The sequence below is a fragment of the Streptomyces asiaticus genome, from assembly GCF_018138715.1.
Classification (GTDB): domain Bacteria; phylum Actinomycetota; class Actinomycetes; order Streptomycetales; family Streptomycetaceae; genus Streptomyces; species Streptomyces asiaticus.
On record NZ_JAGSHX010000006.1, the window covers coordinates 64,433 to 86,741 of the forward strand.

Sequence of the window (22,309 nt, forward strand, 5' to 3'; positions counted from 1 at the left end):
AGCGGCACCACGCCGAAAACCCCCGCGCTCCCCAACCCCGTCTCCTAACCCCGGGGGCTGCCTCGCCCGAGCTGCCGAGCACTTCACAGCCCAGTGCAACACGCTTTAGGGCCAATGCCGTTGTTTTAGGCCTTGGGCGTGGGTTCTTGGGTAGTGGTCCCGGGGGGTGGTTCGGGTGTCTGCGCGTGTGTCTGAGTTATCGGGCCTGGGGCTGTTGACCTGGGTGTATCCGCCGGGGTTGGTGGATCGGGTGGTGGCGGCTTGCGGGTGCGGGGAGCAACGCAGACGGCTGCTTCCCGCGCGGCTGGTGGTGTACTTCGTGCTGGGGCTGGCGTTGTTCTCTCCGGCTCCGTATCTGGAAGTCATGCGGCACCTGGTGGAGGGACTGCGGGGCCAGGGGCTGCTGGGCGACTGGCACGTGCCGGCGAAGTCCTCGCTGTTCCGGGCCCGGCAGCGGCTGGGCTGTGAGCCCCTGCGGGTGCTGTTCGCCACGACCGCCAAGCCGATGGCTACCGAGACGACCCCCGGCGCGTTCTGGCGGGGCTTGCGGCTGCTGGCGGTGGACGGGACCTGCTGGGACGTCGCGGACAGCGAAGCCAACGAGGCCGCCTTCGGGCGTCCGGGCAACGGCCGCGGGCCGGGCAAGAGCGCGTTCCCGCAGGTGCGGATGGCTGCTTTGGTGGAGGTGGGCAGCCATGCGGTGCTGGACGCGGAACTCGCCGGCTGCCGCACCGGGGAAGTCACCCTGGTCGGCCGCCTGCCACGGTCGCTCGGCCCGGGCCAGCTCGTCCTGGCCGACCGTGAGTTCCTCGGTGTCCCGTTGTGGCAGGCCTTCACCGCCACCGGCGCCGATCTGCTGTGGCGAGTGCCCGCCAACCGCGTCCTGCCGGTCATCAAACAGTTCCGGGACGGGTCATGGCTGTCACAGATCCGGGCAAGCTGCGGCCCTGCCCGGTATGAGCCGGTCACCGTCCGGGTTCTGGCCTACCAGCTCAAGGGCCAGGGCGGTGAGGGTGCCGCTGACGGCTACCGGCTGGTCACCACCCTGCTGGATGCCCGACGCCATCCGGCCCGGCAGCTGGCCGCGCTCTACCGCGAACGCTGGGAGGTCGAGTCCGTCTTCGCCGAGATCAAGACCCATCAGCGCGGCGCCCGTGTCGTACTGAGCAGCAAGACCCCTGATGGTGTCCGTCAGCAGATCTGGGCACACCTGCTGGTCCACCACGCCCTGCGCGAGCTCATGCTGAGAACGGCCGCCACCCGTGGTCTGGACCCCGATCGGGTCTCCTTCACCGAGACCCTGCGCTCTGCCCGGCGCAGCGTGACCGTTACACCGGGCAGCTTTTCCCCCTGATCTGCTCGTCAGGGCCTTGGTGATGCTCGAGCAGGACCTTTTGGAACGACTCCTGCCCGCCAGACGCCTGCGCAGCCAGCCCCGAGCCGTGAAACGCAAGATGTCCAGTTACCAGCTCAAACGGGCTGAACACCGTCTCGGGCCGCAACCGACCCGCACCGGCACGCAAGCCATCCTCATCACAAGACCCCAACCCGCAGGCCCGTAATGCAACGGCATTGGCTTTAGGGCGTGCATCGAAAGTATTTCCGGAGCGGTTGTCGTGCCGCTCCGCTACGGTGCGGCCATGGCGAACTTCGTGCTGGTTGCAGGTGCGCGGCTCGGATCGTGGGCGTGGGACGAGGTGGTGCCGTATCTGGGCGAGGCCGGTCATCGCGTCCACCCGCTGACACTGTCCGGTCTCGCCGAGAAGCAAGACGTGCCGGCCGGGCAGCGGACCCACGTTCAGGACATCGTTGACGAGGTCGAGCGCCAGGATCTGCGCGACGTCGCCCTGGTAGGGCACAGCTACTCGGGCATCCCAGTCGGTCAGGCCGCCGGGCTGATCGGCGACCGGCTGGCCTGCGTGGTCTTCGTCGACGCCAGTGTTCCGGCCGATGGCGAACCGTTCGTCTCCGCCTGGCCGGACGGTGGGGCGATGGTGCGGGCAGCCATCGCCGAGAACGGAGGATTCTGGCCGGTCGCGCCCGCGGCCCACTACAAAGGCCACGGTCTCACCGATGAGCAGATCGCACGGATCGTGGGCGGCTCGACGCCGCACCCGGGCGCCACGCTGACCGAACCCGCCGCGCTGGAACGGCCGCTCGACGATCTCCCGGCGACGTACATCAAGTGCACGCTCGGTGACCCGGAGCCGAGCGACGACGTGGCGAGGCTGCTGACCAACGAGCACTGGCGGCTGATCGAGATGGACACCGGTCACTGGCCGATGCTTTCCCAACCACGCGAACTGGCGCAGATCCTTCTCGGCATAGCTGCGAAGTGACTGCAGTTCCATGCTTACGGACTCCTTGCCGGCGTGCATCACGCGCGCTGGTCACAGCCACTCGTTGATGGCTGCGAGGAGGACGGTCGCCTCGTAGTGGACCGCGAGCTTGTCATACCGCGTGGCCACGGCCCGGTGCCTTTGAGGCGATTGATGCTTCAGGGGCTTCCAGTCCCTGAACGGGGTCAGTGTCTGCTACCAGGACGCCTGGGCGAGCGCGTGGCCCGGCGCCGCGGGCCCCACCTTCAGCCGGCCCTGCCAACCCCTTGGTACGGCAAGGAGACATGCCCGAAGCGACGGACCGCCGGATCGACCATGTCATGGTCCGCTGTGGTCCGCACGAGCCCACCCTTCGGGTCACCGCCTGCGAGCGAGCGCGCCGGGCAGGCGCCCGGTGTGCTTCGGGCTGGAGGCACACCCACGGGAGCAGTTCGGCTGCTCGGGGTGCGTCCTCTCGGCAGGCCCCGTCGGAGACCACGGCCCAGCTTCGGCTTCCGGGCCCTGTGGGCCCGGCCGGTGCCGGGCCCACAGTGGGGTTTCTCAGGAGTCGGGGATGAGGAGGGAGTCGTCTTCGGTGCGGGCGCCGGGGAGTTGGTAGCGGGCGGCGATCAGAGCGGCGTCGACATCGCGGGTACCGGTGGCGATGCACAGCGTGTAGGAGACATCATCGAGCCGCTGCTGAGCCTCCGGGCCGCCGTTCTCGGCGTGCAGGCCATGGAGGGTCTCGTACTGCTGGACGAGGTCGGCGAGAACCGCGGGGTGGGCCATGAGCATGAAAGGCTCCTCTTCGCTCTTCGTAGCGGTAGCGGTAGCGGTAGCGATGCGCGCTGCGCTGCCCGGCGCCCGGTGCCGGGCGCCGGGCATCAGGCGGCAGCCGGGATCGGCTGGGGCCGCGGCTCGGTCTCGACCTGTTCGCGGATGTCGTGGCAGCTGCGGGAGATGAGACGGGAGACATGCATCTGGGAGATGCCCAGCTCATCGGCAATGCGGGCTTGGGTCATATCGCGGAAGAACCGCAGGTACAGGATGTGCTGCTCCCGCTCCGGAAGCCGGTGCAGGCAGGGCTTGACCGCTTCGCGGTCGAGGACCGTCTCGTAGCGGGCCTCGGGCCGGCCGAGGGTGTCGGCCAGGGAGTAGCCGTCATCCGCACCCGTCAGCTCGGCGTCCAGGGAGAGGGAACGGTAACTGCCGAGGGCTTCCATGCCGGTGAGCACGTCCTCCTCGTTCATACCGGCGGCTTCGGCGACCTGCGCCACGGTCGGGGAGCGGTCGGCGCCTTCGGTGGTGGCCATCTCCTGGACGGTGGCGCGGACCTTGTTGCGCAGCTCCTGCACCCGCCGGGGAACGTGCAGGTCCCAACTGTAGTCGCGGAAGTACCGCTTGAGCTCCCCGACGATCGTGGGGATCGCATACCGCTCGAACGCGCCGCCGCGCTGCGCGTCGTAGCGGTCGACGGCCTTGACCAGGCCCATCGCCGCGACCTGTTCCAGGTCCTCCAGGTTCTCTCCGCGGTTGCGGTAGCGGCGGGCGAGGCGGTGAGCCATCGGCAGCCAGGCCGCCACCAGCTCCTCCACCAGCACCTCCCGCTCGGGCCCATCGGAGGCCGCGGCCAGTCGCTCGAAGTCGGCCTGGGTGTCGGGGGCGTCGTCGTGAGAGTGGCGGGCACGTGCGGGTGCGGTGATCATCGGTGTCATCTCTGCTTCCTGCTCGTTGCTGTCCAGCAGCACGGAAGCCCAGCGCGGCACATCTGGGGCTCACAGCGCGTTACGCGCGGCTCCCGCGGGGTGTGCCTGCTTTCCGAAGCACCTCGGTTGCCGACTCTCCTAGCCCCGCATACTGATGTCAAACCGTTGTGTTCCAGTGCTTGGCCGTGCCGTCGCCCTGCTCTACGCACGCGAGGGCGCCGACGTAGCCATCGTCTACCTCCCCTACGAACGGTGCGGAGGTTCGGCCGGGGTGTCCGCGCCAACGTCGTCGCACCGGGGCCCACTTGGACCGTCCTCAACAACTCCGACGATCACATGCCGCGCGAAGGGCTCGCCGATCTCGGCAGCGAGGCGCCCTGGGCCGCCCCGCCCAGCCGGAGGAAATCGCGCCGGCGTACGTGTGACTGGTTCTCCACCGCCAGCCAGCCGGCCAGTCCCAGCATCGCCGCCCGGGTCAGCGCGTCCAGCAGCCTTCGGATCCGCCGAGTGAGCCCCATGAACAGAACAACCGCGCCCTCTGCCGGCGCCAGCTGAGCTCCTGTTGTCTTCTGTCCCTGATCAGCGCCCTTTGGGCATCAGGCTGACTGCCACTCTCGCATTCCGGTTGCCCGGCCTTCACCATCCCACTGGATCTCCAGGACACCCGTGACAGCATCACGGTTGATCGGGCCGAACACATGCGGAAACAGGATGTCCGCGCCGACCCCGGGCGGTGGTACGGGGGCCGCCTCTTCCCATTCCACCCGAGAGGCAAGACGCTCCTCGTCGAGCAGTAGCACCAGCAGCGGCCTGGGCGCATCGCGGTAGAAGGCGTTCACGACGCTCAGGGTGGTCGCCTCGTCGGGGGAGCAGTGGACAAAACCGTCCTCCGCAAGCGAAGCAGGTCCGTATGGCTGCTCGGGATGGGCATTCCAGTCAGCGGCGGTCACAACGTGACGGATCATGGCCCGGTTATACCGCAGTGGGCACGACGAGGCTGCTGCCCGCTCGGCCCTTGCAGCCGTCGGCGGTGACCGACGGGCCACGACGGGCCAGGCCACCAACCGCTCAGGACCGCCGGCAAGCGCCAAGATCACCCGACGGCGGGCCCACCGTGCAGCCGTCTCACCCCCGCCACCCGTCCACTACGCCCCTTGTGGAGATCCCACAGTCCAGCCTCCCGGCCAAGCGGGAGAAAAATGAGACACCTTGGCCGCTTTCCTCGGACACTCGTCCGCCGTCGCGCACATCGTGCAACTATGGCCGGGCGATATCCGGCTGATCGACGGGGAAGATCCTCGCTCCCCTCGGCGTTGCTGCCTCGCATAAGGATTCGATGCGCGTGACAGGAGTGGAACACCGTATGCCCAGCCCTTCCACCGCCCAGCCCACCGCCCAGATCGGCGTCACAGGGCTCGCCGTCATGGGGAGCAACCTCGCCCGCAACTTCGCCCGGCACGGGCACACCGTCGCTCTCCACAACCGCACGTTCGCCAAGACCAAGGCGCTGATGGAGGAGCACGGTCACGAGGGGAACTTCGTGCCGGCGGAGAGCGCCGAGGAGTTCGTCGCCTCGCTCCAGCGGCCCCGGCGGCTGATCATCATGGTCAAGGCGGGTGCGCCCACCGACGCCGTCATCGAGGAGTTCGCACCCCTCCTCGAAGAGGGCGACGTGATCATCGACGGGGGCAACGCCCACTTCGAGGACACCCGGCGCCGGGAGAAGTCTCTGCGCGAGCGCGGGCTGCACTTCGTGGGCACCGGCATCTCCGGCGGCGAGGAGGGCGCCCTCAACGGGCCCAGCATCATGCCCGGCGGATCGGTGGAATCCTACAAGTCCCTCGGCCCGCTGCTGGAGTCCATCTCCGCCAAGGTGGACGGCACCCCGTGCTGCACCCACATCGGGCCGGACGGCGCCGGCCACTTCGTGAAGATGGTGCACAACGGCATCGAGTACGCGGACATGCAGCTCATCGCCGAGTCGTACGACCTGCTGCGGCGGGCGCTCGGCATGTCGCCCGGTGAGATCGCGGAGGTGTTCCGCACCTGGAACGGCGGCCGCCTGGAGTCGTATCTGATCGAGATCACCGCCGAGGTGCTCGGGCACACCGACGCCGCCACCGGCAAGCCGTTCGTGGACGTGGTGCAGGACCAGGCGGAGCAGAAGGGCACCGGCCGCTGGACCGTGCAGACCGCGCTGGACCTGGGCGTGCCGGTGAGCGGGATCGCCGAGGCGGTGTTCGCCCGCTCGCTGTCCGGCCACGCGGAGCTGCGGGACGCCTCGCAGGGGCTGCCGGGCCCATCCGGCAAGGGGCTCACGGGGGCCGCCGCGGAGCGGTTCGCCGACGATGTCGAGCAGGCGCTGTACGCCTCGAAGATCGTGGCGTACGCGCAGGGCATCCACCAGATCGAGGCGGGCAGCCAGGAGTACGGCTGGGACATCGACCCCGGGGCGGTCGCGCGGATCTGGCGCGGTGGCTGCATCATCCGGGCGCGGTTCCTCAACCGGATCACCGAGGCGTACGCCAAGGACCGCAAGCCCGTCACGCTGCTGACCGACGACCACTTCGCCGAGGCGCTGGGCGCGGCGCAGGACGCCTGGCGGCGGGTGGTGGCCACCTCGGTCGAGCTGGGCGTGCCGGCCCCGGGCTTCTCGGCGGCGCTGGCGTACTACGACGCGCTGCGCTCGGAGCGGCTGCCCGCCGCGCTGGTCCAGGGGCAGCGGGACTACTTCGGCGCGCACACCTACCGGCGGGTGGACCGCGAGGGTTCGTTCCACACGCTGTGGGGCGGCGACCGCGACGAGCGTACGGCCTGAGGGCCGCGACGGCCGTGCCCCTGCCCAGGATTCCGGCGGGGCACGGCCGTCGCGCTGTGGTGCCGTTGTGCCGCGGCCGCGCCGTCAGGGCGTGTAGCCGCGGCCGCGCCGTCAGGGCGTGTAGCGGCGGAACGCGGGCACCGCGACGGCGAGCCCGAGTGTGCTGACGGCCACCAGCAGCCCGCCCGCGGCGACCGCCGCGCGGGCCCCGAGGAGCGAGCCCGCGGTGCCGTGCAGCAGATCGGCGATGCGCGGGCCGCCCGCCACCACCACGGTGAACACGCCCTGCATCCGGCCGCGCATGTCGTCGGTGGCGGCGGCCTGGAGGATCGTCCCGCGGAAGACCATCGAGACCATGTCGGCCACGCCCGCGAGGGCGAGGAAGGCCACCGCCCACCACAGGTTGAGGCTGAGCCCGAATCCGGTGATGGCCACGCCCCAGGCCACCACGGCGGCGATGACCATCAAGCCGTGGCGGCGGGCGCGGGAGAAGGTGCCGGACAGCAGACCGCCGGCCACCGCGCCGAGCGGGATCGCCGCGAAGAGCAGGCCGAGCGCGAACCCCTCGCCCCAGGGCGCGTAGGTGTGCGCGGCGAGCTGGGGGAAGAGCGCGCGGGGCATGCCGAAGACCATGGCGATGATGTCGGCGAGGAAGGACATCAGCAGGATGCGGTGGGCGGCGATGTACCGGAAGCCGTCGGCCACATCGCGCCATCCGCCCCGCCGCGCGCCGCCCGTGGCGCCCTCGGTGAGGGGCGGCAGGGCGGGCAGCCGCCAGACGGCCCACAGGGTGACGCACAGCGCCACGGCGTCGATGAGGTAGAGCGCGGGCAGGCCGAGGACGGGGATCAGGGCGCCCGCGAGCAGCGGGCCGAGGATCATGCCCGTCTGGGCGACGGTGGACTGGAGGGCGCCCGCGGCGGGCAGTTCGTCGGCGGGGACGAGACGGGCGACGGAGGCGCTGCGGGCCGGGGAGTTCATGCCGAAGAAGCCCTGCTGGACGGCGAGCAGCACCATGAGCAGCGCCACCGAGTCCAGACCGGCGAAGGACTGCGCCCAGAACAGCACCGAGGTGACGGCGATGCCCACGTTGGTGACGAGCATCAGGGTGCGCCGGTCCATCCGGTCGGCCACCACCCCGCCCCACAGCGCGAAGACCACCAGTGGGAGGAGTCCGGCGAAGCTGGCGTAGCCGACCCACGCCGACGAGCCGGTGATGTCGTAGATCTGCTTGGGCACGGCGACGGCGGTGAGCTGGCTGCCGATGGCGGTGACGGTGGTGGAACTCCACAGCCGGCGGAAGGGGCGGTGGCGCAGCGGCCGGGTGTCCATCACCCAGCGGCGCCAGCCGGGTCTCGGCGGCGGGGCGGTGTCCCCGGCGCCGAGGGGCGCGTCCTCGGCGGCGGCTGTGGGTTCTATGTCGTCGTCGCTGCTTCGAGCGGTCTCCACGGCTGGTTCGATTCCTCCTACATCCATTCGGGCCGGGAACCATTGTGACGATCCCCGGCCCGGGCCGTGGCCCCGTCTCAGCCTCCGGCCGCGGACCGCATCGGCTCCTGACTGTGGATGCTGCCGCTGAGGGAGGTCAGCCGGGTGCCGCTGCCGCCCCAGCGGTCGGCGATGATCTCGGCCGCGATGCTGACGGCGGTCTCCTCCGGGGTACGGGCGCCGAGGTCCAGGCCGATCGGCGAGGCGAGCTTGGCCAGCGCCTCCTCGCCGAGACCGGTGGCGCGCAGCCGGCGGAGCCGGTCGTCGTGGGTGCGGCGCGAGCCCATGGCGCCCACGTAGGCCAGCGGCAGGCGCAGGGCGACGTCCAGCAGCGGCACGTCGAACTTGGGGTCGTGGGTGAGCACACAGACCACCGTGCGTTCGTCGATCCGGCCCGCCTCCGCCTCGGCGCGCAGATAGCGGTGCGGCCAGTCGGTCACCACCTCGTGTGCCTCGGGGAAGCGGCGCGGGGTGGCGAAGACGGGCCGTGCGTCGCACACGGTGACGTGGTAGCCGAGGTAGGCGCCGATCCGGGCCATGGCCGCCGCGAAGTCCACGGCGCCGAAGACCAGCATCCGCGGCGGGGTGGCGTGGACCGAGACGAACAGGGTGAGTTCCTCGTCCATGCGGACGCCGTCGTAGCCGAAGCGCAGGGTCTCGGTGCGCCCGCCCGCCAGCAGTCCGCGCGCGTCCTCGGCGACGGCCCCGTCCAGCCGTCCGGAGCCGAGGGATCCGGAGGTGCCGTCGGGCCGTACGACCAGCCGGCGGCCCAGCCGTCCCTCCGGGTCGGGCCCGTCGACGGCCACGCAGATCACCTCGGCCACCGGCTCCCCGGCGGCCACCGCCTCGGCCACCTCGCCCAGTTCGGGGAAGCCCGTGGGGTCGATCCGCTCCACATAGACATCGATGATTCCGCCGCAGGTCAGCCCGACCGCGAAGGCGTCGTCGTCGCTGACGCCATAGCGCTCCAGCACGGGCCTGCCGCTGTCGGTCACCTCCTGGGCCAGTTCATAGACGGCGCCCTCGACACAGCCGCCGGAGACGCTGCCGATCGCCGCGCCATCGGGTCCGACCAGCATGGACGTCCCGGGCGGCAGCGGAGAGGAATGCCAGGTCGCCACCACCGTGGCCCGGGCGAACGGCTCGCCCTCGCCCCACCATCGGTGCATCTGCGCTACGACGTCCCGCATGGAATTCATATCTCCTCGCCACGGATGTAAGAGGTTGATACATTCAATGTATGAGCCTCTCACATCACTCACCGAGTAGCGACATCACCTTGCGGATCAACGGCACGTCCCATTCCCTGACGATCGACAACCGGACGACCCTGCTCGATGTGCTGCGCGAGCGGCTGGGGCTCACCGGCACCAAGAAGGGCTGTGACCACGGTCAGTGCGGGGCCTGCACGGTGCTGGTGGACGGTGAGCGGGTGAACAGCTGCCTGATGTTCGCGGTGACCGCCGAGGAGCGCGAGATCGTCTCCATCGAGGGCGTGGCGGCGCTGTCGGACGGCGGGGAGCTGCACCCGGTGCAGCGCGCCTTCCTCGACCACGACGGGCTCCAGTGCGGCTATTGCACCCCGGGCCAGATCTGCTCCGCCATCGGGGCGCTGGGCGAGGCCGGGCGCGGCTGGCCCAGCCATGTCACCGAGGACACCGCCACCGGGGTGGCCGATGTCTCCGCGCTGGACGCGCGGGAGGTGCGCGAGCGGATGAGCGGCAACCTGTGCCGCTGCGGCGCGTACAACGGGATCGTCGAGGCCGTGCTGGAGGCCGCGGGCGCCCGAGGCGCCCAGGACACGGCCACCGTCGGGGGTGCCCGATGAAGGAGTTCGCCTACGCCCGCGCGGGCGACGCCGCCGAGGCGGCCGCGCTGATCGCCCAGCGCCCCGATGCCACCTATCTCGGCGGCGGCACCAATCTGGTGGACCTGATGAAGCTCGGCGTCACCGACCCGGGTCTGCTCATCGACGTCTCCCGGCTGCCGTACGACCGGATCGAGCACCGCGCGGACGGCTCCGTGCTCATCGGCGCCACCGTGCGCAACGGCGCGCTGGCGGGCGATCCGGGCATCCGTGAGCGCTTCCCGCTGCTGTCCCAGGCGCTGCTGGCGGGGGCCTCCGGGCAGCTGCGCACGGTCGCCACGGTGGGCGGCAATCTGCTCCAGCGCACCCGCTGCGGGTACTTCCAGGACGTGACCAAGCCGTGCAACAAGCGCGAGCCGGGCACCGGGTGCCCGGCGATCCAGGGCGCGCACCGCGATCTGGCCGTGCTGGGCACCTCCGACCACTGCGTGGCCTCCCACCCCTCCGACATGGCGGTGGCGCTGGTGGCGCTCGACGCGGTGGCGCACGTGCGGTCGGTGGACGGCGGCTCGCGCGCCGTTCCGGTGGCGGAGTTGTATCTGCCGCCCGGCGACACACCGCACCGGGAGACCGTCCTGGACCACGGCGACCTCATCACCGCCGTGGAGCTGCCCCCGCCGCCGCACGGTGCCCGGATGCGCTACCGCAAGGTGCGCGACCGCTGGTCGTACGCCTTCGCGCTGGTGAGCGTCGCCACCGCGGTGTCCGTGGCCGAGGACGGCTCGCTGCGGGACGTGCGGATCGCGCTCGGCGGAGTGGCGCCGCGGCCGTGGCGCGCCCGGATCGCCGAGGAGCGGCTGCACGGCGCCCGGCCGGACGAGGAGACGCTGCGCGAGGCGGCGCAAGCCGAGCTGGCCGAGGCTCGGCCACTTCCCGACAACGCCTTCAAGGTCGACCTGGCCACTGATCTGATCGTCGCGGGCGTCCGCGACCTCGTCGCGAGGAGGGATCGCGCATGACCACCGTCGAACAGAGCGTCGGCGCCCCGGTGACCCGGGTCGACGGCCTGGACAAGGTGACCGGGGCGGCGCGCTACGCCTATGAGTTCCCCACCCGGGACGTGAGTTACGTATGGCCGGTGCAGGCCACCATCGCCCGCGGCCGGGTGACGGAGGTGGACTCCGCCCCCGCGCTGGCCCTGCCCGGTGTGCTGGCGGTGCTCGACCACACGGGCGCCCCGCGGCTGAACGCGGAGGCGCAGGCGAGCGCGGACCTCTTCGTGCTTCAGTCCCCTCAGGTGGCGTACCACGGCCAGATCGTGGCCGCCGTGGTGGCCACCTCGCTGGAGGCGGCGCGCGAGGGCGCGGCGGCGGTCCGGGTGAGCTATGAGCGGGAGCCGCACGATGTGGTACTGCGCGCCGACGACGAGCGGCTGGAGATCGCCGAGACGGTGACCGACGGCAGCCCGGGTCTGGTGGAGCGCGGTGACGCCGATGGCGCCTGGGCCACCGCCCCGGTGCGGGTGGACGCCACGTACACCACTCCGGTGGAGCATCCGAGCCCGATGGAGCCGCATGCCACCATCGCGGTGTGGGACGAGGACCGGCTGACGCTGTTCAACTCCGACCAGGGTCCCTATATGAGCGCGCAGCTGATGTCCGCGCTGTTCGGGATCGAGCTGGGCGCGGTGGAGATCGTGGCCGAGTACATCGGCGGGGGGTTCGGCTCCAAGGGCATTCCGCGCTCGCCGACGGTGCTGGCGGCGCTCGCCGCGCGGGCCGTCGAACGGCCGGTGAAGATCGCCCTGACCCGGCAGCAGATGTTCCAGCTGATCCCCTACCGCTCCCCCACGATCCAGCGGGTGCGGCTGGGCGCCGAGCGCGACGGCCGGCTGACGGTGATCCAGCACGAGTCGGTGCAGCAGCGCTCGACCCAGGTGCCGTTCGCCGACCAGACGGTGTCCTCGACGCGGATGATGTACGCGGCGCCCCACGCCCGTACGACGGTGAAGGTGGCGCCGCTCGATGTGATGACGCCCGCCTGGTTCCGCGCCCCCGGCCACACCCCGGGGATGTTCGCGCTGGAGTCGGCCGTCGACGAGTTGGCCGGGGCGCTGGGCATGGACCCGGTGGAGCTGCGGATCCGCAACGAGCCGGAGACCGACCCGGAGAGCGGCAAGCCGTTCAGCAGCCGCAACCTGGTGGCCTGTCTGCGCGAGGGCGCGGCGCGGTTCGGCTGGGAGCGCCGTGATCCGGCGCCGGGGATCCGGCGTGAGGGGCGCTGGCTGCTGGGCACCGGTGTGGCCGCCTCGCACCACCCGGACTACACCTTCCCCTCCTCCGCGGTGGCGCGCGCCGAGGAGGACGGGACGTACCGGGTGCGCATCGGCGCGGCCGACCTGGGCACGGGCGCCCGTACCGCCCTCACCCAGGTGGCGGCGGACGCGCTCGGCATTCCGCTGTCGCGGCTGCGGCTGGAGATCGGGCGCGCCTCGCTGGGCATGGCGCCGTTCGCGGGCGGTTCGCTCGGCACCGCATCGTGGGGCTGGGCGGTGGACAAGGCGTGCCGTGCGCTGTTGAAGGAGCTGGACACCTACGGGGGTGTGGTCCCGGACGGCGGTCTGGAGGTGGTGGCCGACACCGCCGAGGACCTGGAGCAGCGGGCGGATCTGTCACGGCACACCTTCGGGGCGCAGTTCGCCCAGGTGCGGGTGGACGGCGACACCGGTGAGATCCGGGTGGACCGGATGCTGGGCGTGTTCGCCGCCGGGCGGATCGTCAATCCGCACACCGCGCGCTCCCAGTTCCTCGGGGCCATGACGATGGGTCTGTCGATGGCGCTGCTGGAGATCGGCGAGGTCGATCCGGTCTTCGGCGACTTCGCCAACCATGACTTCGCGGGCTATCACATCGCCGCCCACGCCGACGTTCCGCGACTGGACGTGGTGCTGCTGGAGGAGGACGACAACACCACCAACCCGGTGGGCGCCAAGGGCATCGGCGAACTGGGCATCGTGGGCGCGGCGGCGGCCATCGGAAACGCCTTCCACCATGCCACCGGAGAGCGGGTGCGGGATCTGCCGATCCGCATCGAGCGCTCGCGGGACGCCCTGCGGGCCGCCCGGGCCGCCGAAAGGCGCAGGCCAGGGGCGGGTGAGCCGGAATCGCGGGTCGGGTAGGGTCACCCGAATGGCACCCACCCCGAAGGGACGCGCCACCTACCACCACGGCGACCTGGCCGCCGCGCTGGTGCAGACGACCCTGGAGATCATCGACGAGGTCGGAGTGCGCGGCTTCTCCGTGGCGGAGGCCGCGCGCCGCACCTGTGTGAGCCCGGGCGCGCCGTACCGCCACTTCGCCGACCGTGACGCGCTGCTCGCGGCCGCCGCCCTGGAGGTCTCGCGGCGGCTGCGGGCCATCTACCTGGACACGGTGGCCGACGTCGAGTCCGCCCAGGAGCGGCTGGCGACGGTGGCGGGCACCTTCGTGCGCACGGCGGCCCGCTACCGCGGCGGGCTGGACATCCTCTTCGCGCCGGGGCTGCGGGCCACCCATCCGGAGCTACGGGACAGCAGCAGGGAGTTCGTGGATCTGCTGCTGCCCAGCGCCTTCGAGGTGGTCGCCCCGGGCGATGCCGCGGTGACGGCGGTGGCGTTGCTCGACGCCCTGCACGCGCTCGCCCGCGGCTATGTCGCCCAATTGCTGGAAGGGAAGTTCGGCGATCCGGATGACGTGGTCGAGGAGGTCGCCATCCGGGCGACCCGGGCCGCGAGGGCGCTGGTGGCGGGCTACGGCGTGCCGTCCGGGCCGTTCGGCGAGGAGGGCCGGGACCGCTGACGGAGGGACAGAATTTCCCGTTCCGCTTCACGTTCTTCGTTCGGCGCGCATACCGTCGATGCGGAACGGATCGGAGGAACAGATGTCCCTGAAATCCGGTAAGAGCCTGTGTCATATCCCCGGTCGGATCAGCGTGCGGCGTCTGGTGCGTGCGATCGCAAGGCGCCGGAGCGCCCTCGTGGCGGAGCCACATGGGCGTTTCGGCAACGCGGCGAGCGTGCGTGCCAGGCGTCGCACGCCCGGCCGGGGATATGACACAGGCTCTAAGGGCGCCCACCGGCGCCCCTCGCGTCTGCGCTCGCCCTACGCCCTCGGCGGCCTGGGAGTGGCGGTCACCGCCACCGTCCTCGCCACCCTCCTACCGGCCACGGCCTCGACGACCGACCCCGGCCACGACGCCGGCAACGGCCCGGCCCCCGCGGCGTCCGTCCCGCACCCCGAGCGGGACTGGATGGGCTCGACCATCGCCCGTCACGAGAAGACCGACCCCGGCGCCACGCCCCGGGCCACCAGAGCGGCCTCGGTGGAGGGCGTGGACGTCAGCGACCACCAGGGTTCGGTCGACTGGGCGGCCCTGTGGGACGACGACGTCCGATTCGCCTATGTGAAGGCCACCGAGAGCACGACCTACAAGAACCCCTCGTTCGCCGCGCAGTACAACGGCTCCTTCCAGCAGGGCATGATCCGCGGCGCCTACCACTTCGCCCTGCCGGACCGTTCCAGTGGCACCCGTCAGGCGGACTTCTTCGTCGCGGGCGGCGGCGACTGGTCGGACGACGGCAGGACACTGCCGCCCGTCCTGGACCTCGAGTACAACCCGTACGGAGCAACCTGCTACGGCCTGTCCGCCGCCCAGATCGTGAACTGGATCGGCGACTTCACCGCGCGGGTCAAGGAGCGCACCGGGCGCCAGCCGGTGATCTACACGACCACCGGCTGGTGGCAGACGTGCACCGGCGACAGCGCCGCCTTCGCCGAGCGGAACCCGCTGTGGCTGGCGCGGTACGCCGCCACCCCCGGGCCGCTGCCGGCCGGCTGGAAGGCCCACACCCTGTGGCAGTACACCTCCAGCGGGCCGCTGGTGGGTGACCACAACCGGTTCAACGGAAGCCTGGCGGGCCTCAAGGCGCTGGCCACGGGGTGAGGCGGCGGCGCCAGGGTCCTTCTGACGGACTAGCCGCCGAGCACCCCACCGACCCCGCCGAGCACCCCGTCCAGGGTGTCGCCGACACCGTCCACCAGTCCGCCCACCACGCCCTTGCCGTGGTGGCCGCCCTGACCGGGGGTCTGCGACGGCTGGCTGGGCTGCTGCGACGGAGTGGTCGGGTCGGCGCTCGGGGTCGTCCCGCTCGGTGCGGAGGGCGACGAGGGCACCTGGTCGTTCCGCTGCGCGGGGGCGGTGGGCGCCATGGTGGGCGCGGCCTTGGAGGGGGCCGCGTCCGGGGTGGCCGGGGCGGCGTGCCGCGGTGTGCCGGCGCTTCGGTCCGAACCGCCGCCGCCGGAGGTGGCGTCGGTGTGGTCGGAGATCAGCTTCGGCTTCGAGGACTCGCTGGGCGAGACATGGCTCTGCGAGGGCGAGTGATCCGCGGTGGGCTCGACGTCGTCCGGCGCCTGCGCCTGCTGTGCGTTCACATCGGACCGGGCCTCGACGGACTTGTCACCGCCGACCGTCGAGTGGAGGCCGAAGGCTATGGTTCCGGCCACTCCGAGGGCGGTGGCCGCCTTGAGCGTCGTAGTACGCGCCTGCTGTGCGGCGGTCGGTCGGCTGTGTCGACCCATTTCGCTGGTCTCCCCGTTATGGCATGGGTTGGGTGGGGTGCCCCGGAAGCCCGATTCCCAGCGGAACAGATGTCCGACGCACACGTATTAGACAGTAAAGAACCAGCCAGATGATAACCACCGCCCCCCGGTGTACGGCCACCCGTGCACCGGGGAACGTGTGTTCCTGGCTAGCGCGCGGCCTCCGGATAGAAGTCGCGCGAACGGCCCTTGCCGTCCTTGAGCTTCCCGAGCAGGCTCGCCGGGTACTCGATGGCCCAGTAGCTCACCGCGGCGGCGGCCACGGCCACCACCAGCACGATGACCAGGGCCAGCGGGAAGCCCTCCTGGCCGTCGGGCGGCAGCAGCCCCGCGTTGTACAGGCCCAGCATGATCGGCTCATGCCAGACAAAGAGGCTGTAACTGGCGAGGCCGACACCGGTGAGCCAGCGGGCCGTGAGCCATGCGTGCCACCGCCCCTGCCGCCGCACATGGATGGTGCTGTACAGCAGCAGCGTCCACAGCAGGGCGGACAGCGGATGGTAGAAGGTGGTCGGGAAGTCCTCGGCCTCCGTACCGGAGTAGGACAGCAGGTACAGCCCTACGAGGACGGCCGCCCGCAGCGGGATCGCCACCTTCGCGTCCAGCCGGCCGCGGTCGCCGAGGGCGACCATCGCCACGGCGAGGCCCATGCCCGCCGCGAACCCTCCGAAGCGGGCCTGCGGTCCGAAGTACACCGGCCATTCGGTGTGCGGGATCTCCAGCCCGTAGCGGGCGACCGCGATCCAGATGAACGGCCCGATGTACAGCAGCGCACAGCCCACGGCGCACACCGCCACCCGGGAGGCCCTCCGGCGCAGCGGACGGCAGGCGCGGACGGCCAGCGGGCCGAGCCCCACCAACGCCACATAGAACATGATTTCCAGCGACAACGACCAGGTCGGGCCGATGGTGTAGAAGATCTGCTCCTGGTCGAAGACCTGGGTGAAGGTGAGATGGTGCAGCAGATCGGACCACTCGCCGGGCAGGGTGGGATTGCGGGTGGCCCAGATGAACGTCACCGCCAGGAAGTACAGCGGGACGATCCGGATGGCCCGCCGGAAGAGGAACACCCGGCCGGGCCGGGTCGAGCCCCCCTCGATCGCCGCCCGTGCGTAGGACAGCGTCAGCAGATACGCGGACAGCACGAAGAAGAGGTCGATGACCTCCAGCGACACCAGCGCGTTCGCGTACCGGTTGGGCACCGGTGAGTGGGCGCCGTTTCGGTCGTAGACGAAGTACTGCTGCCAGACGTGGAAGACGACGGTGAGGAGCGCCGCGATTCCCCGTAGGCCCTGGATCTCCTGGCTCATCCGGTTCCGCGAGGGCGCGCCCTTGGCGGGCGTGCCGTTGACCGCCCGGGGGGCGGTGGTGGACGCGATGGCCGTGGACAGCGTGCTCATGTCCGCTTCACCGCCTTGTCACCGGGGCGCGGGGTGACCCGCCACTGGCGGTCCCGCAGCACCTCCTTGAGGAGCGACTGACGGGCCACGATGTTCTTGAAGTGGCTGTAGAAGACGGTGGACACCAGCAGATACCGCCAGAACCACGCCCTGCGGCGGCGCAGTTCGGGCGCCGCGAGCCGCCACGCGAACAGCGCCTGCACCAGCCCTGCGGACAGCGTGAACAGGGTGGCCAGCAGGCAGACCGGCACCGCCCAGTCGAGATGGTCCACTCCCCCGGCCCGCCACGCCGAGTACAGCAGTACGGGCAGGATCTGGAGGGTCAGCCACGGCTGGATCTCCCGCCACCCCAGCAGCACCAGCAGCCCCGCCTTCTGGCGGGCGGTGAAGGCCGGGGAGCGCAAGCCGCGCCACAGGTACTTCAGCGACACCTGGAGCCAGCCCTGGGCCCAGCGCGACCGCTGGTTCCACAGCGCCTTGAGGGTGGTGGGCGCCAGTTCGCGCGAGATGAGCGTGCGGTCGGTGGCGATCCGGGCGCCCTCGTGCAGGGCGCGCATCGTGGAGTCGATGTCCTCGGTGAGCATCGTGCCGTGCATCCGGGTCCTGGCGAGCAGATCGGTGCGCCAGAAGCCGTTGGAGCCGCCGAAGACGCCGAAGGTGTAGAGCCGGGTACGGCCGGGGTGGCTGACGGCGTAGATGGCCTCGAACTCCACGCCCACCAGCTTGGAGACCCAGGAGCTCTCGCCGTTGCGGATCACGCAGTGGCCCTGGACCACGTCGTAGCCGCCTGACAGCCAGTGCCAGGCGTGCTGGAAGGCGTCGGGCACCGGGTGGTGGTCCGCGTCGAAGATGCCGACGAACTCACCGCGCACCCGGGTGACCGCGGCGTTGACGTTCTGCGCCTTGGAGGTGCTGCCCGCCACCGGCATCAGCACCAGCCGCGGGTCGCGGCGGGCCATCTCGCGCAGGGTCTCCTCCACGGGCATGGGGTGCGGCGTGTTGTACGCGAGCACGATCTCCAGCTCGTTGGGGTAGTCCAGGCGCAGGAAGGACTCGATGGTGTCGACGATGGTCGCGGCCTCATTGGGCAGATACGCGGCGATGACGGCGCTGGCCGGTGGATACGGCTGCGCGGGCCGTTCCGGCCGGGGTTTGGCGTCCAGCGAGAAGAGGCACTCCAGCACGATCAGCGCGGCCGAGAGCACCAGACCGGACACCACGACCCAGTACGCGGCCGAGCCCACGTCCCAGCCCAGTTCGTACATCTGCTGGTAGAAGACGAACGGGATGCCCACCCCGAAGAGCAGCACCAGGACGGGCGAGAGCGCCGACAGCAGGGTGCGGAGCGCGGTGGCGAGGGTACGGCGGCCGCGCCGGTGGGTGCCGCGCATCCACGCCGCGTACTTGACCGGCCGCAGATCCCGGTGGCGGATCGACTCCTCGACCGCGTTCCGGGCGTTGGCGACGGCCTGGGCGCGGTCCGGGCAGTCGGCCAGCGGGGTCCAGCCGATCGCCGGGGTCAGCCGCACGTTCTCATCGGCCACCACGAAGCGGGTCCCGGCCACGGCGTTGGCGAAGTTCTGGAGTTCGCGGCGCGCGGTGTCCTCGTCCACACCGGGCATCAGCATCAGCAGATGGCCCTCGTCGTCCCAGCCGAGCCGGTCGCAGACGCCGCCCAGCTTCTCGGCCACGCCCGCGAGACGTTCGGCCACCTCCCGGCGCACCCGCGGCCCCAGCCGGGCCTCGAGGGCGGCGATCTCGGCCACGCCCACCATGGCGACGACGCCACCGGTGCGGCTGTCGTCGACCCGCTTGAGCTCCCGGTCGAGCTCGCCCAGGAAGTGGGGCTGGGAGTACAGGCCGGTGCGCGGGTCGAGCAGCAGGTTCTCGACGGGGACCGGGACCCGGCGCAGCTTGGCCTCGATCCGGGCGGAGAGCTCGACGGGGTCGGAGGTCTCCGCCACGCAGTCGTCGGCGCCGCCGCGCAGCATGTCGGCGACGCCGGTGGGGCCGGGGTCGGAGGTGACCATCAGCAGGGGGAGCGCCCGTCCCGCGGGGACGGCGCGGACCTCGCGTATCAGGTCCAGTCCGTCGTCGGCGTCGTCCAGGGCGACGATCGCGTCCGGCGGGGAGTGCCGCATCTGTCGGCTGACGTCGCCGGGCTCCGCATGGGTCACCTCATGCCCGGTGGAGACGAGTGTCCGGGTCAGCCGGTCGAGCCTGGGGCCCGGTTCGCCAACCGCCAGCACATGCCCGCTCTGTCCCGCCACGTCGCCGCGAGCGGCGGGCACGGGTTGCTGGGGTTCGCGTGATCGTGGGTGGTGCGAAGTAAGCACCTGAGGGGTTCCTTTCGTGGGGGGTGCGTCACCGAACGGGCCGTGGGCACGCGGACGTTCCGGCCTGGGTCATGGCAGGCCGCGTGGTCATGACAGACCACCGCGGTCAGGGCAGACCACGTGGCCCGTGGGCGGGTGCACAGGGGCAGGCGCCTACGGGCAGGCCGGAGGACGGCGTCGCCGGGAAGGCCGGGGCGATCCGCCGTTCGGTGAGTGGTGAGCGGCGGCTACGCCGCTACCGTGGCCGATCCGCGCGGGGAGAGGTGAGATCTCCGGCGGGGTCTCGGACAGACGGGCACGACGGCGGCGGGGATCACGCGGGCGTGCTCCAGTGAATTGCGCATTAGGTCCCATCCTGTTCGGATCGTGGGGGGCGGACCGAACATCACCAGTGCGGGGCGACCGGCCTTTTGGGCCGACCGGTCGGATTCCCCAGTCTCATCGATCACTACGGAACCACACAACACATCGAAGTAACACTCTCATTAAGCGATGAGAGAGTGCCGTTCGCCTGCCGATCGACCCCGGCCATCCCCAACTGCCCTGCGACACCCGCGTGTCGGAGCCCTGTCGGTACCGCGTCGGCCCGTCATCGACCCGGCGTCGGCGCCGCGTCGGTGGCGTGTCGGTGGCGTGTCGGTGGCTCCGGCCAGTCTTTATCGAGGCACCACATTCGGTGGTTGAATTCGGAAGGGACAACGCCATGCGGAATGCACGGGTTCTGATTTCCGGGGCCAGTATCGCCGGCCCCGCGCTCGCCTACTGGCTGGATCGTTATGGCTTCCGGGTCACCGTCGTGGAGCGCGCCGCGCGCCCGCGCCCGGGCGGACAGGCGATCGACGTACGGGGCCCGGCGCTCGAGGTGTGCGAGCGGATGGGCGTGCTGGAGGAGGTCCGGGCGCGCCGCACCGGGCTGCGCGGCATGTCGATGGTCGACGACGACGGCAAGGAGCTGTTCAGCACCACCGAGCGGACCGCGAGTGGCGGAGATCTCAACAGCTCCGACATCGAGATCCTGCGGGACGATCTGTCCTCGGTGCTGATGGCCGCGGGCGGCGACGGGATCGAGTACCTCTTCAACGATTCGATCGCCTCGCTCGTCCAGGGCCCCGACGAGGTGGCGGTCACCTTCCACCGGGGCGGTGCGCGCGCCTTCGACATCGTGGTGGCGGCCGACGGGGTGCACTCCTCCACCCGGGCGCTGGTCTTCGGCCCGGAGGAGGACTTCCTCCGCCATCTGGGGGGCTATCTGGGCGTGTGGACGGTGCCGAACTATCTGGGCCTCGACCGCTGGGAGGTCATCTACCAGATGGCCGGGGACGTCTGGGGCGGCATGATGATGAGTGTCCGCGACAACACCGAGGCACGGGTCTACATCGGCATCGACTCCGAGGAACCGCCCGCCACGCTCCTCGGCTCCCGGTCCGTCTCGGAGCAGAAGCGGCTGGTGGCCGAGCGGTACAAAGACGCGCGCTGGGAGATGCCACGGCTGCTGGAGTACATGTGGGGGGCGCCGGACTTCCACTTCGACGCGGCGGCCCAGATCCACATGGACTCCTGGTCCCGTGGCCGGGTGGCCCTGGTCGGCGACGCCGGATACTGCGGCTCGCCTGCGTCCGGGCAGAGCACCAGCGTGGCCGTGGTCGGCGCCTATGTCCTGGCGGGCGAGCTCAGGGCCGCGGACGGCGACCACACCGCGGCCTTCGCCGCCTACGAGCGCGAGCTGCGGGGCTATGTGGCGGCCAACCAGCAGCTCGCGCTGGACAACATGGCCCGGAAGCAGGCGCAGGACGCATCGGCCGGGCAGGAGCCCGACACCAACCCGACCAATATCGACGACAGCTTCTACGAGGTGGTCAACTCCTACACCCTCAAGGACTACTGACCCGGCCCGGCGGCCGTGGCCGGGTCAGCATCCGTGGCCGGATCAGCGGCCGTGGCCGGGCTAGGACACCACGTCCTTGCGGCCGAAGCCGCGGAAGGCGAACGCGACGAGCACCAGGGCGTACGCGGCGGACACCGAGACGCCCTTCACCATTCCGCCCCACTCCATATGGGGCTGGAGCGCGTCCGCCCACGCGAACTGCCAGTGCGCGGGCAGGAAGTCGCGCCACGAGCCGAGCGCGGTGACCGCGTCCAGCACATTGCCGACGATGGTGAGCCCCACCGCGCCGCCCACCGCGCCCAGCGGCGCGTCCGTGACGGTCGACAGCCAGAACGCCAGGGCGGCCGTGACCAGCTGGGACAGGAAGATGTACAGCACCACCAGAGCCAGCCGGACGAGGGCGTCCCCGACCGGCAGCTCACCGCCCGTGGGCATCCGCAGCGGCCCCCAGCCGTACGCCACGGTGCCCACCCCGAGCGCGACCAGCGGCAGCAGCACCATGGCGGCCGCGCTGAACACCAGGGCCACCGCCAGCTTGCTCACCAGCAGCCGGGCCCGGGGCACGGGCGCGGCCAGCAGATAGCGCAGCGAGGACCAGCTGGCCTCGGAGGCCACGGTGTCACCGCAGAACAGCGCGACCGGCACCACCAGCAGGAAGGCGGCGGAGACGAACAGCGCGGTGGCGGCGAGGTTGGCGCCGGAGGCGGTGGCCGTGGCCATCAAGGTGCCCCGGTCCTCCTGCCCCTCGGGGGTGCCGCCGATGGCGAACGCGATCACGAGGACGAACGGCAGCAAGGCCAGCACCAGGCCCATCACCAGGGTCCGGCGACGGCGCAGCTGCCGTACGGCCTCGACTCGCAGCGGCAGGGTGTGGCGGGCCCGGTAGCCGGGCGCGACCTCGGTGACCTGGGACAG

At 71.2% G+C, this 22,309-nt stretch carries 19 protein-coding genes and 1 pseudogene; 9 read left to right on the plus strand and 11 right to left on the minus strand.

Going from position 1 to position 22,309, the window contains the following annotated elements:
• Nucleotides 1-187: 187 nt before the first annotated feature.
• A complete protein-coding gene (locus KHP12_RS07995) occupies nucleotides 188-1,354 on the plus strand; it encodes an IS4 family transposase (RefSeq protein ID WP_244202714.1) in 1,167 nt (388 codons plus the stop codon).
• A gap of 286 nt (nucleotides 1,355-1,640) precedes the next feature.
• Nucleotides 1,641-2,339 carry an alpha/beta fold hydrolase gene (locus KHP12_RS08000; RefSeq protein WP_086881261.1) on the plus strand — a complete coding sequence of 233 codons (699 nt, stop codon included), beginning with the start codon at nucleotides 1,641-1,643 and terminating at the stop codon, nucleotides 2,337-2,339.
• Nucleotides 2,340-2,390: 51 nt separating this feature from the next.
• On the opposite strand, the pseudogene KHP12_RS53790 reads toward KHP12_RS08000, so the two are convergent.
• The 5 genes and pseudogenes from KHP12_RS53790 to KHP12_RS08020 form a co-directional block, all read right to left on the minus strand.
• Nucleotides 2,391-2,483: pseudogene (locus KHP12_RS53790) on the minus strand (IS5 family transposase); the annotation flags it as partial.
• 396 nt (nucleotides 2,484-2,879) lie between these two features.
• Nucleotides 2,880-3,113, minus strand: a complete 234-nt coding sequence (locus tag KHP12_RS08005; protein WP_086881252.1) for a DUF5133 domain-containing protein — start codon at nucleotides 3,111-3,113, stop codon at nucleotides 2,880-2,882.
• An 89-nt stretch (nucleotides 3,114-3,202) separates the two neighbouring features.
• The gene (locus KHP12_RS08010; protein WP_086881262.1) at nucleotides 3,203-4,033 is read right to left on the minus strand and encodes a SigB/SigF/SigG family RNA polymerase sigma factor; all 831 of its coding nucleotides are present in this window, start codon (nucleotides 4,031-4,033) and stop codon (nucleotides 3,203-3,205) included.
• A gap of 323 nt (nucleotides 4,034-4,356) precedes the next feature.
• Entirely contained in the window at nucleotides 4,357-4,542 is a 186-nt protein-coding gene (locus KHP12_RS08015; RefSeq protein ID WP_208652957.1) for a hypothetical protein, read from the minus strand.
• Between the two features lie 78 nt (nucleotides 4,543-4,620).
• Nucleotides 4,621-4,989 (minus strand): DUF952 domain-containing protein, encoded by a 369-nt coding sequence (locus KHP12_RS08020; protein ID WP_086881253.1) that lies wholly within the window; start codon nucleotides 4,987-4,989, stop codon nucleotides 4,621-4,623.
• A 398-nt stretch (nucleotides 4,990-5,387) separates the two neighbouring features.
• Here KHP12_RS08020 and gnd point away from each other — a divergent pair, with 398 nt between their 5' ends.
• Nucleotides 5,388-6,842 carry an NADP-dependent phosphogluconate dehydrogenase gene (gnd, locus tag KHP12_RS08025; protein WP_086881254.1) on the plus strand — a complete coding sequence of 485 codons (1,455 nt, stop codon included), beginning with the start codon at nucleotides 5,388-5,390 and terminating at the stop codon, nucleotides 6,840-6,842.
• Nucleotides 6,843-6,953: 111 nt separating this feature from the next.
• Here the strand turns inward: gnd and KHP12_RS08030 are convergent, their stop codons facing one another.
• Nucleotides 6,954-8,318 carry an MFS transporter gene (locus tag KHP12_RS08030; protein WP_372455183.1) on the minus strand — a complete coding sequence of 455 codons (1,365 nt, stop codon included), beginning with the start codon at nucleotides 8,316-8,318 and terminating at the stop codon, nucleotides 6,954-6,956.
• Nucleotides 8,319-8,368: 50 nt separating this feature from the next.
• The gene (locus KHP12_RS08035) at nucleotides 8,369-9,520 is read right to left on the minus strand and encodes an XdhC family protein (RefSeq protein WP_211832191.1); all 1,152 of its coding nucleotides are present in this window, start codon (nucleotides 9,518-9,520) and stop codon (nucleotides 8,369-8,371) included.
• A gap of 50 nt (nucleotides 9,521-9,570) precedes the next feature.
• On the opposite strand from KHP12_RS08035, the gene KHP12_RS08040 reads away from it, so the two are divergent.
• The 5 genes from KHP12_RS08040 to KHP12_RS08060 all read left to right on the plus strand — a co-directional run bounded on the left by KHP12_RS08040 (nucleotide 9,571) and on the right by KHP12_RS08060 (nucleotide 15,117).
• Nucleotides 9,571-10,158: a (2Fe-2S)-binding protein gene (locus KHP12_RS08040; RefSeq protein ID WP_211832194.1), complete on the plus strand. Its 588-nt coding sequence runs from the start codon at nucleotides 9,571-9,573 to the stop codon at nucleotides 10,156-10,158.
• On the plus strand, nucleotides 10,155-11,156 hold the full coding sequence (locus KHP12_RS08045) for an FAD binding domain-containing protein (protein WP_211832197.1): 1,002 nt from the start codon (nucleotides 10,155-10,157) through the stop codon (nucleotides 11,154-11,156). Before KHP12_RS08040 ends, KHP12_RS08045 begins: the two co-directional genes overlap by 4 nt.
• The gene (locus KHP12_RS08050; protein ID WP_086881258.1) at nucleotides 11,153-13,315 is read left to right on the plus strand and encodes a xanthine dehydrogenase family protein molybdopterin-binding subunit; all 2,163 of its coding nucleotides are present in this window, start codon (nucleotides 11,153-11,155) and stop codon (nucleotides 13,313-13,315) included. The genes KHP12_RS08045 and KHP12_RS08050 overlap by 4 nt, the downstream gene beginning before the upstream one ends.
• 10 nt (nucleotides 13,316-13,325) lie before the next feature.
• The gene (locus tag KHP12_RS08055; RefSeq protein WP_086881259.1) at nucleotides 13,326-13,973 is read left to right on the plus strand and encodes a TetR/AcrR family transcriptional regulator; all 648 of its coding nucleotides are present in this window, start codon (nucleotides 13,326-13,328) and stop codon (nucleotides 13,971-13,973) included.
• A 319-nt stretch (nucleotides 13,974-14,292) separates the two neighbouring features.
• On the plus strand, nucleotides 14,293-15,117 hold the full coding sequence (locus KHP12_RS08060; RefSeq protein WP_372455292.1) for a lysozyme: 825 nt from the start codon (nucleotides 14,293-14,295) through the stop codon (nucleotides 15,115-15,117).
• A gap of 29 nt (nucleotides 15,118-15,146) precedes the next feature.
• Here KHP12_RS08060 and KHP12_RS08065 read toward each other — a convergent pair whose 3' ends face one another.
• The 3 genes from KHP12_RS08065 to KHP12_RS08075 form a co-directional block, all read right to left on the minus strand.
• Nucleotides 15,147-15,752, minus strand: coding sequence for an extensin (locus tag KHP12_RS08065; protein WP_210608737.1), 606 nt, complete (start codon nucleotides 15,750-15,752; stop codon nucleotides 15,147-15,149).
• A gap of 170 nt (nucleotides 15,753-15,922) precedes the next feature.
• A complete protein-coding gene (locus tag KHP12_RS08070; protein ID WP_211832200.1) occupies nucleotides 15,923-17,173 on the minus strand; it encodes an acyltransferase family protein in 1,251 nt (416 codons plus the stop codon).
• Nucleotides 17,170-19,464, minus strand: a complete 2,295-nt coding sequence (locus KHP12_RS08075) for a glycosyltransferase (RefSeq protein WP_308016720.1) — start codon at nucleotides 19,462-19,464, stop codon at nucleotides 17,170-17,172. Before KHP12_RS08075 ends, KHP12_RS08070 begins: the two co-directional genes overlap by 4 nt.
• A 748-nt stretch (nucleotides 19,465-20,212) precedes the next feature.
• Between KHP12_RS08075 and KHP12_RS08080 the strand changes: the two genes are divergently transcribed.
• Nucleotides 20,213-21,394, plus strand: a complete 1,182-nt coding sequence (locus KHP12_RS08080) for an FAD-dependent monooxygenase (protein ID WP_211832229.1) — start codon at nucleotides 20,213-20,215, stop codon at nucleotides 21,392-21,394.
• 60 nt (nucleotides 21,395-21,454) lie between these two features.
• Here the strand turns inward: KHP12_RS08080 and KHP12_RS08085 are convergent, their stop codons facing one another.
• Nucleotides 21,455-22,309, minus strand: a complete 855-nt coding sequence (locus KHP12_RS08085; protein WP_246643494.1) for an ABC transporter permease — start codon at nucleotides 22,307-22,309, stop codon at nucleotides 21,455-21,457.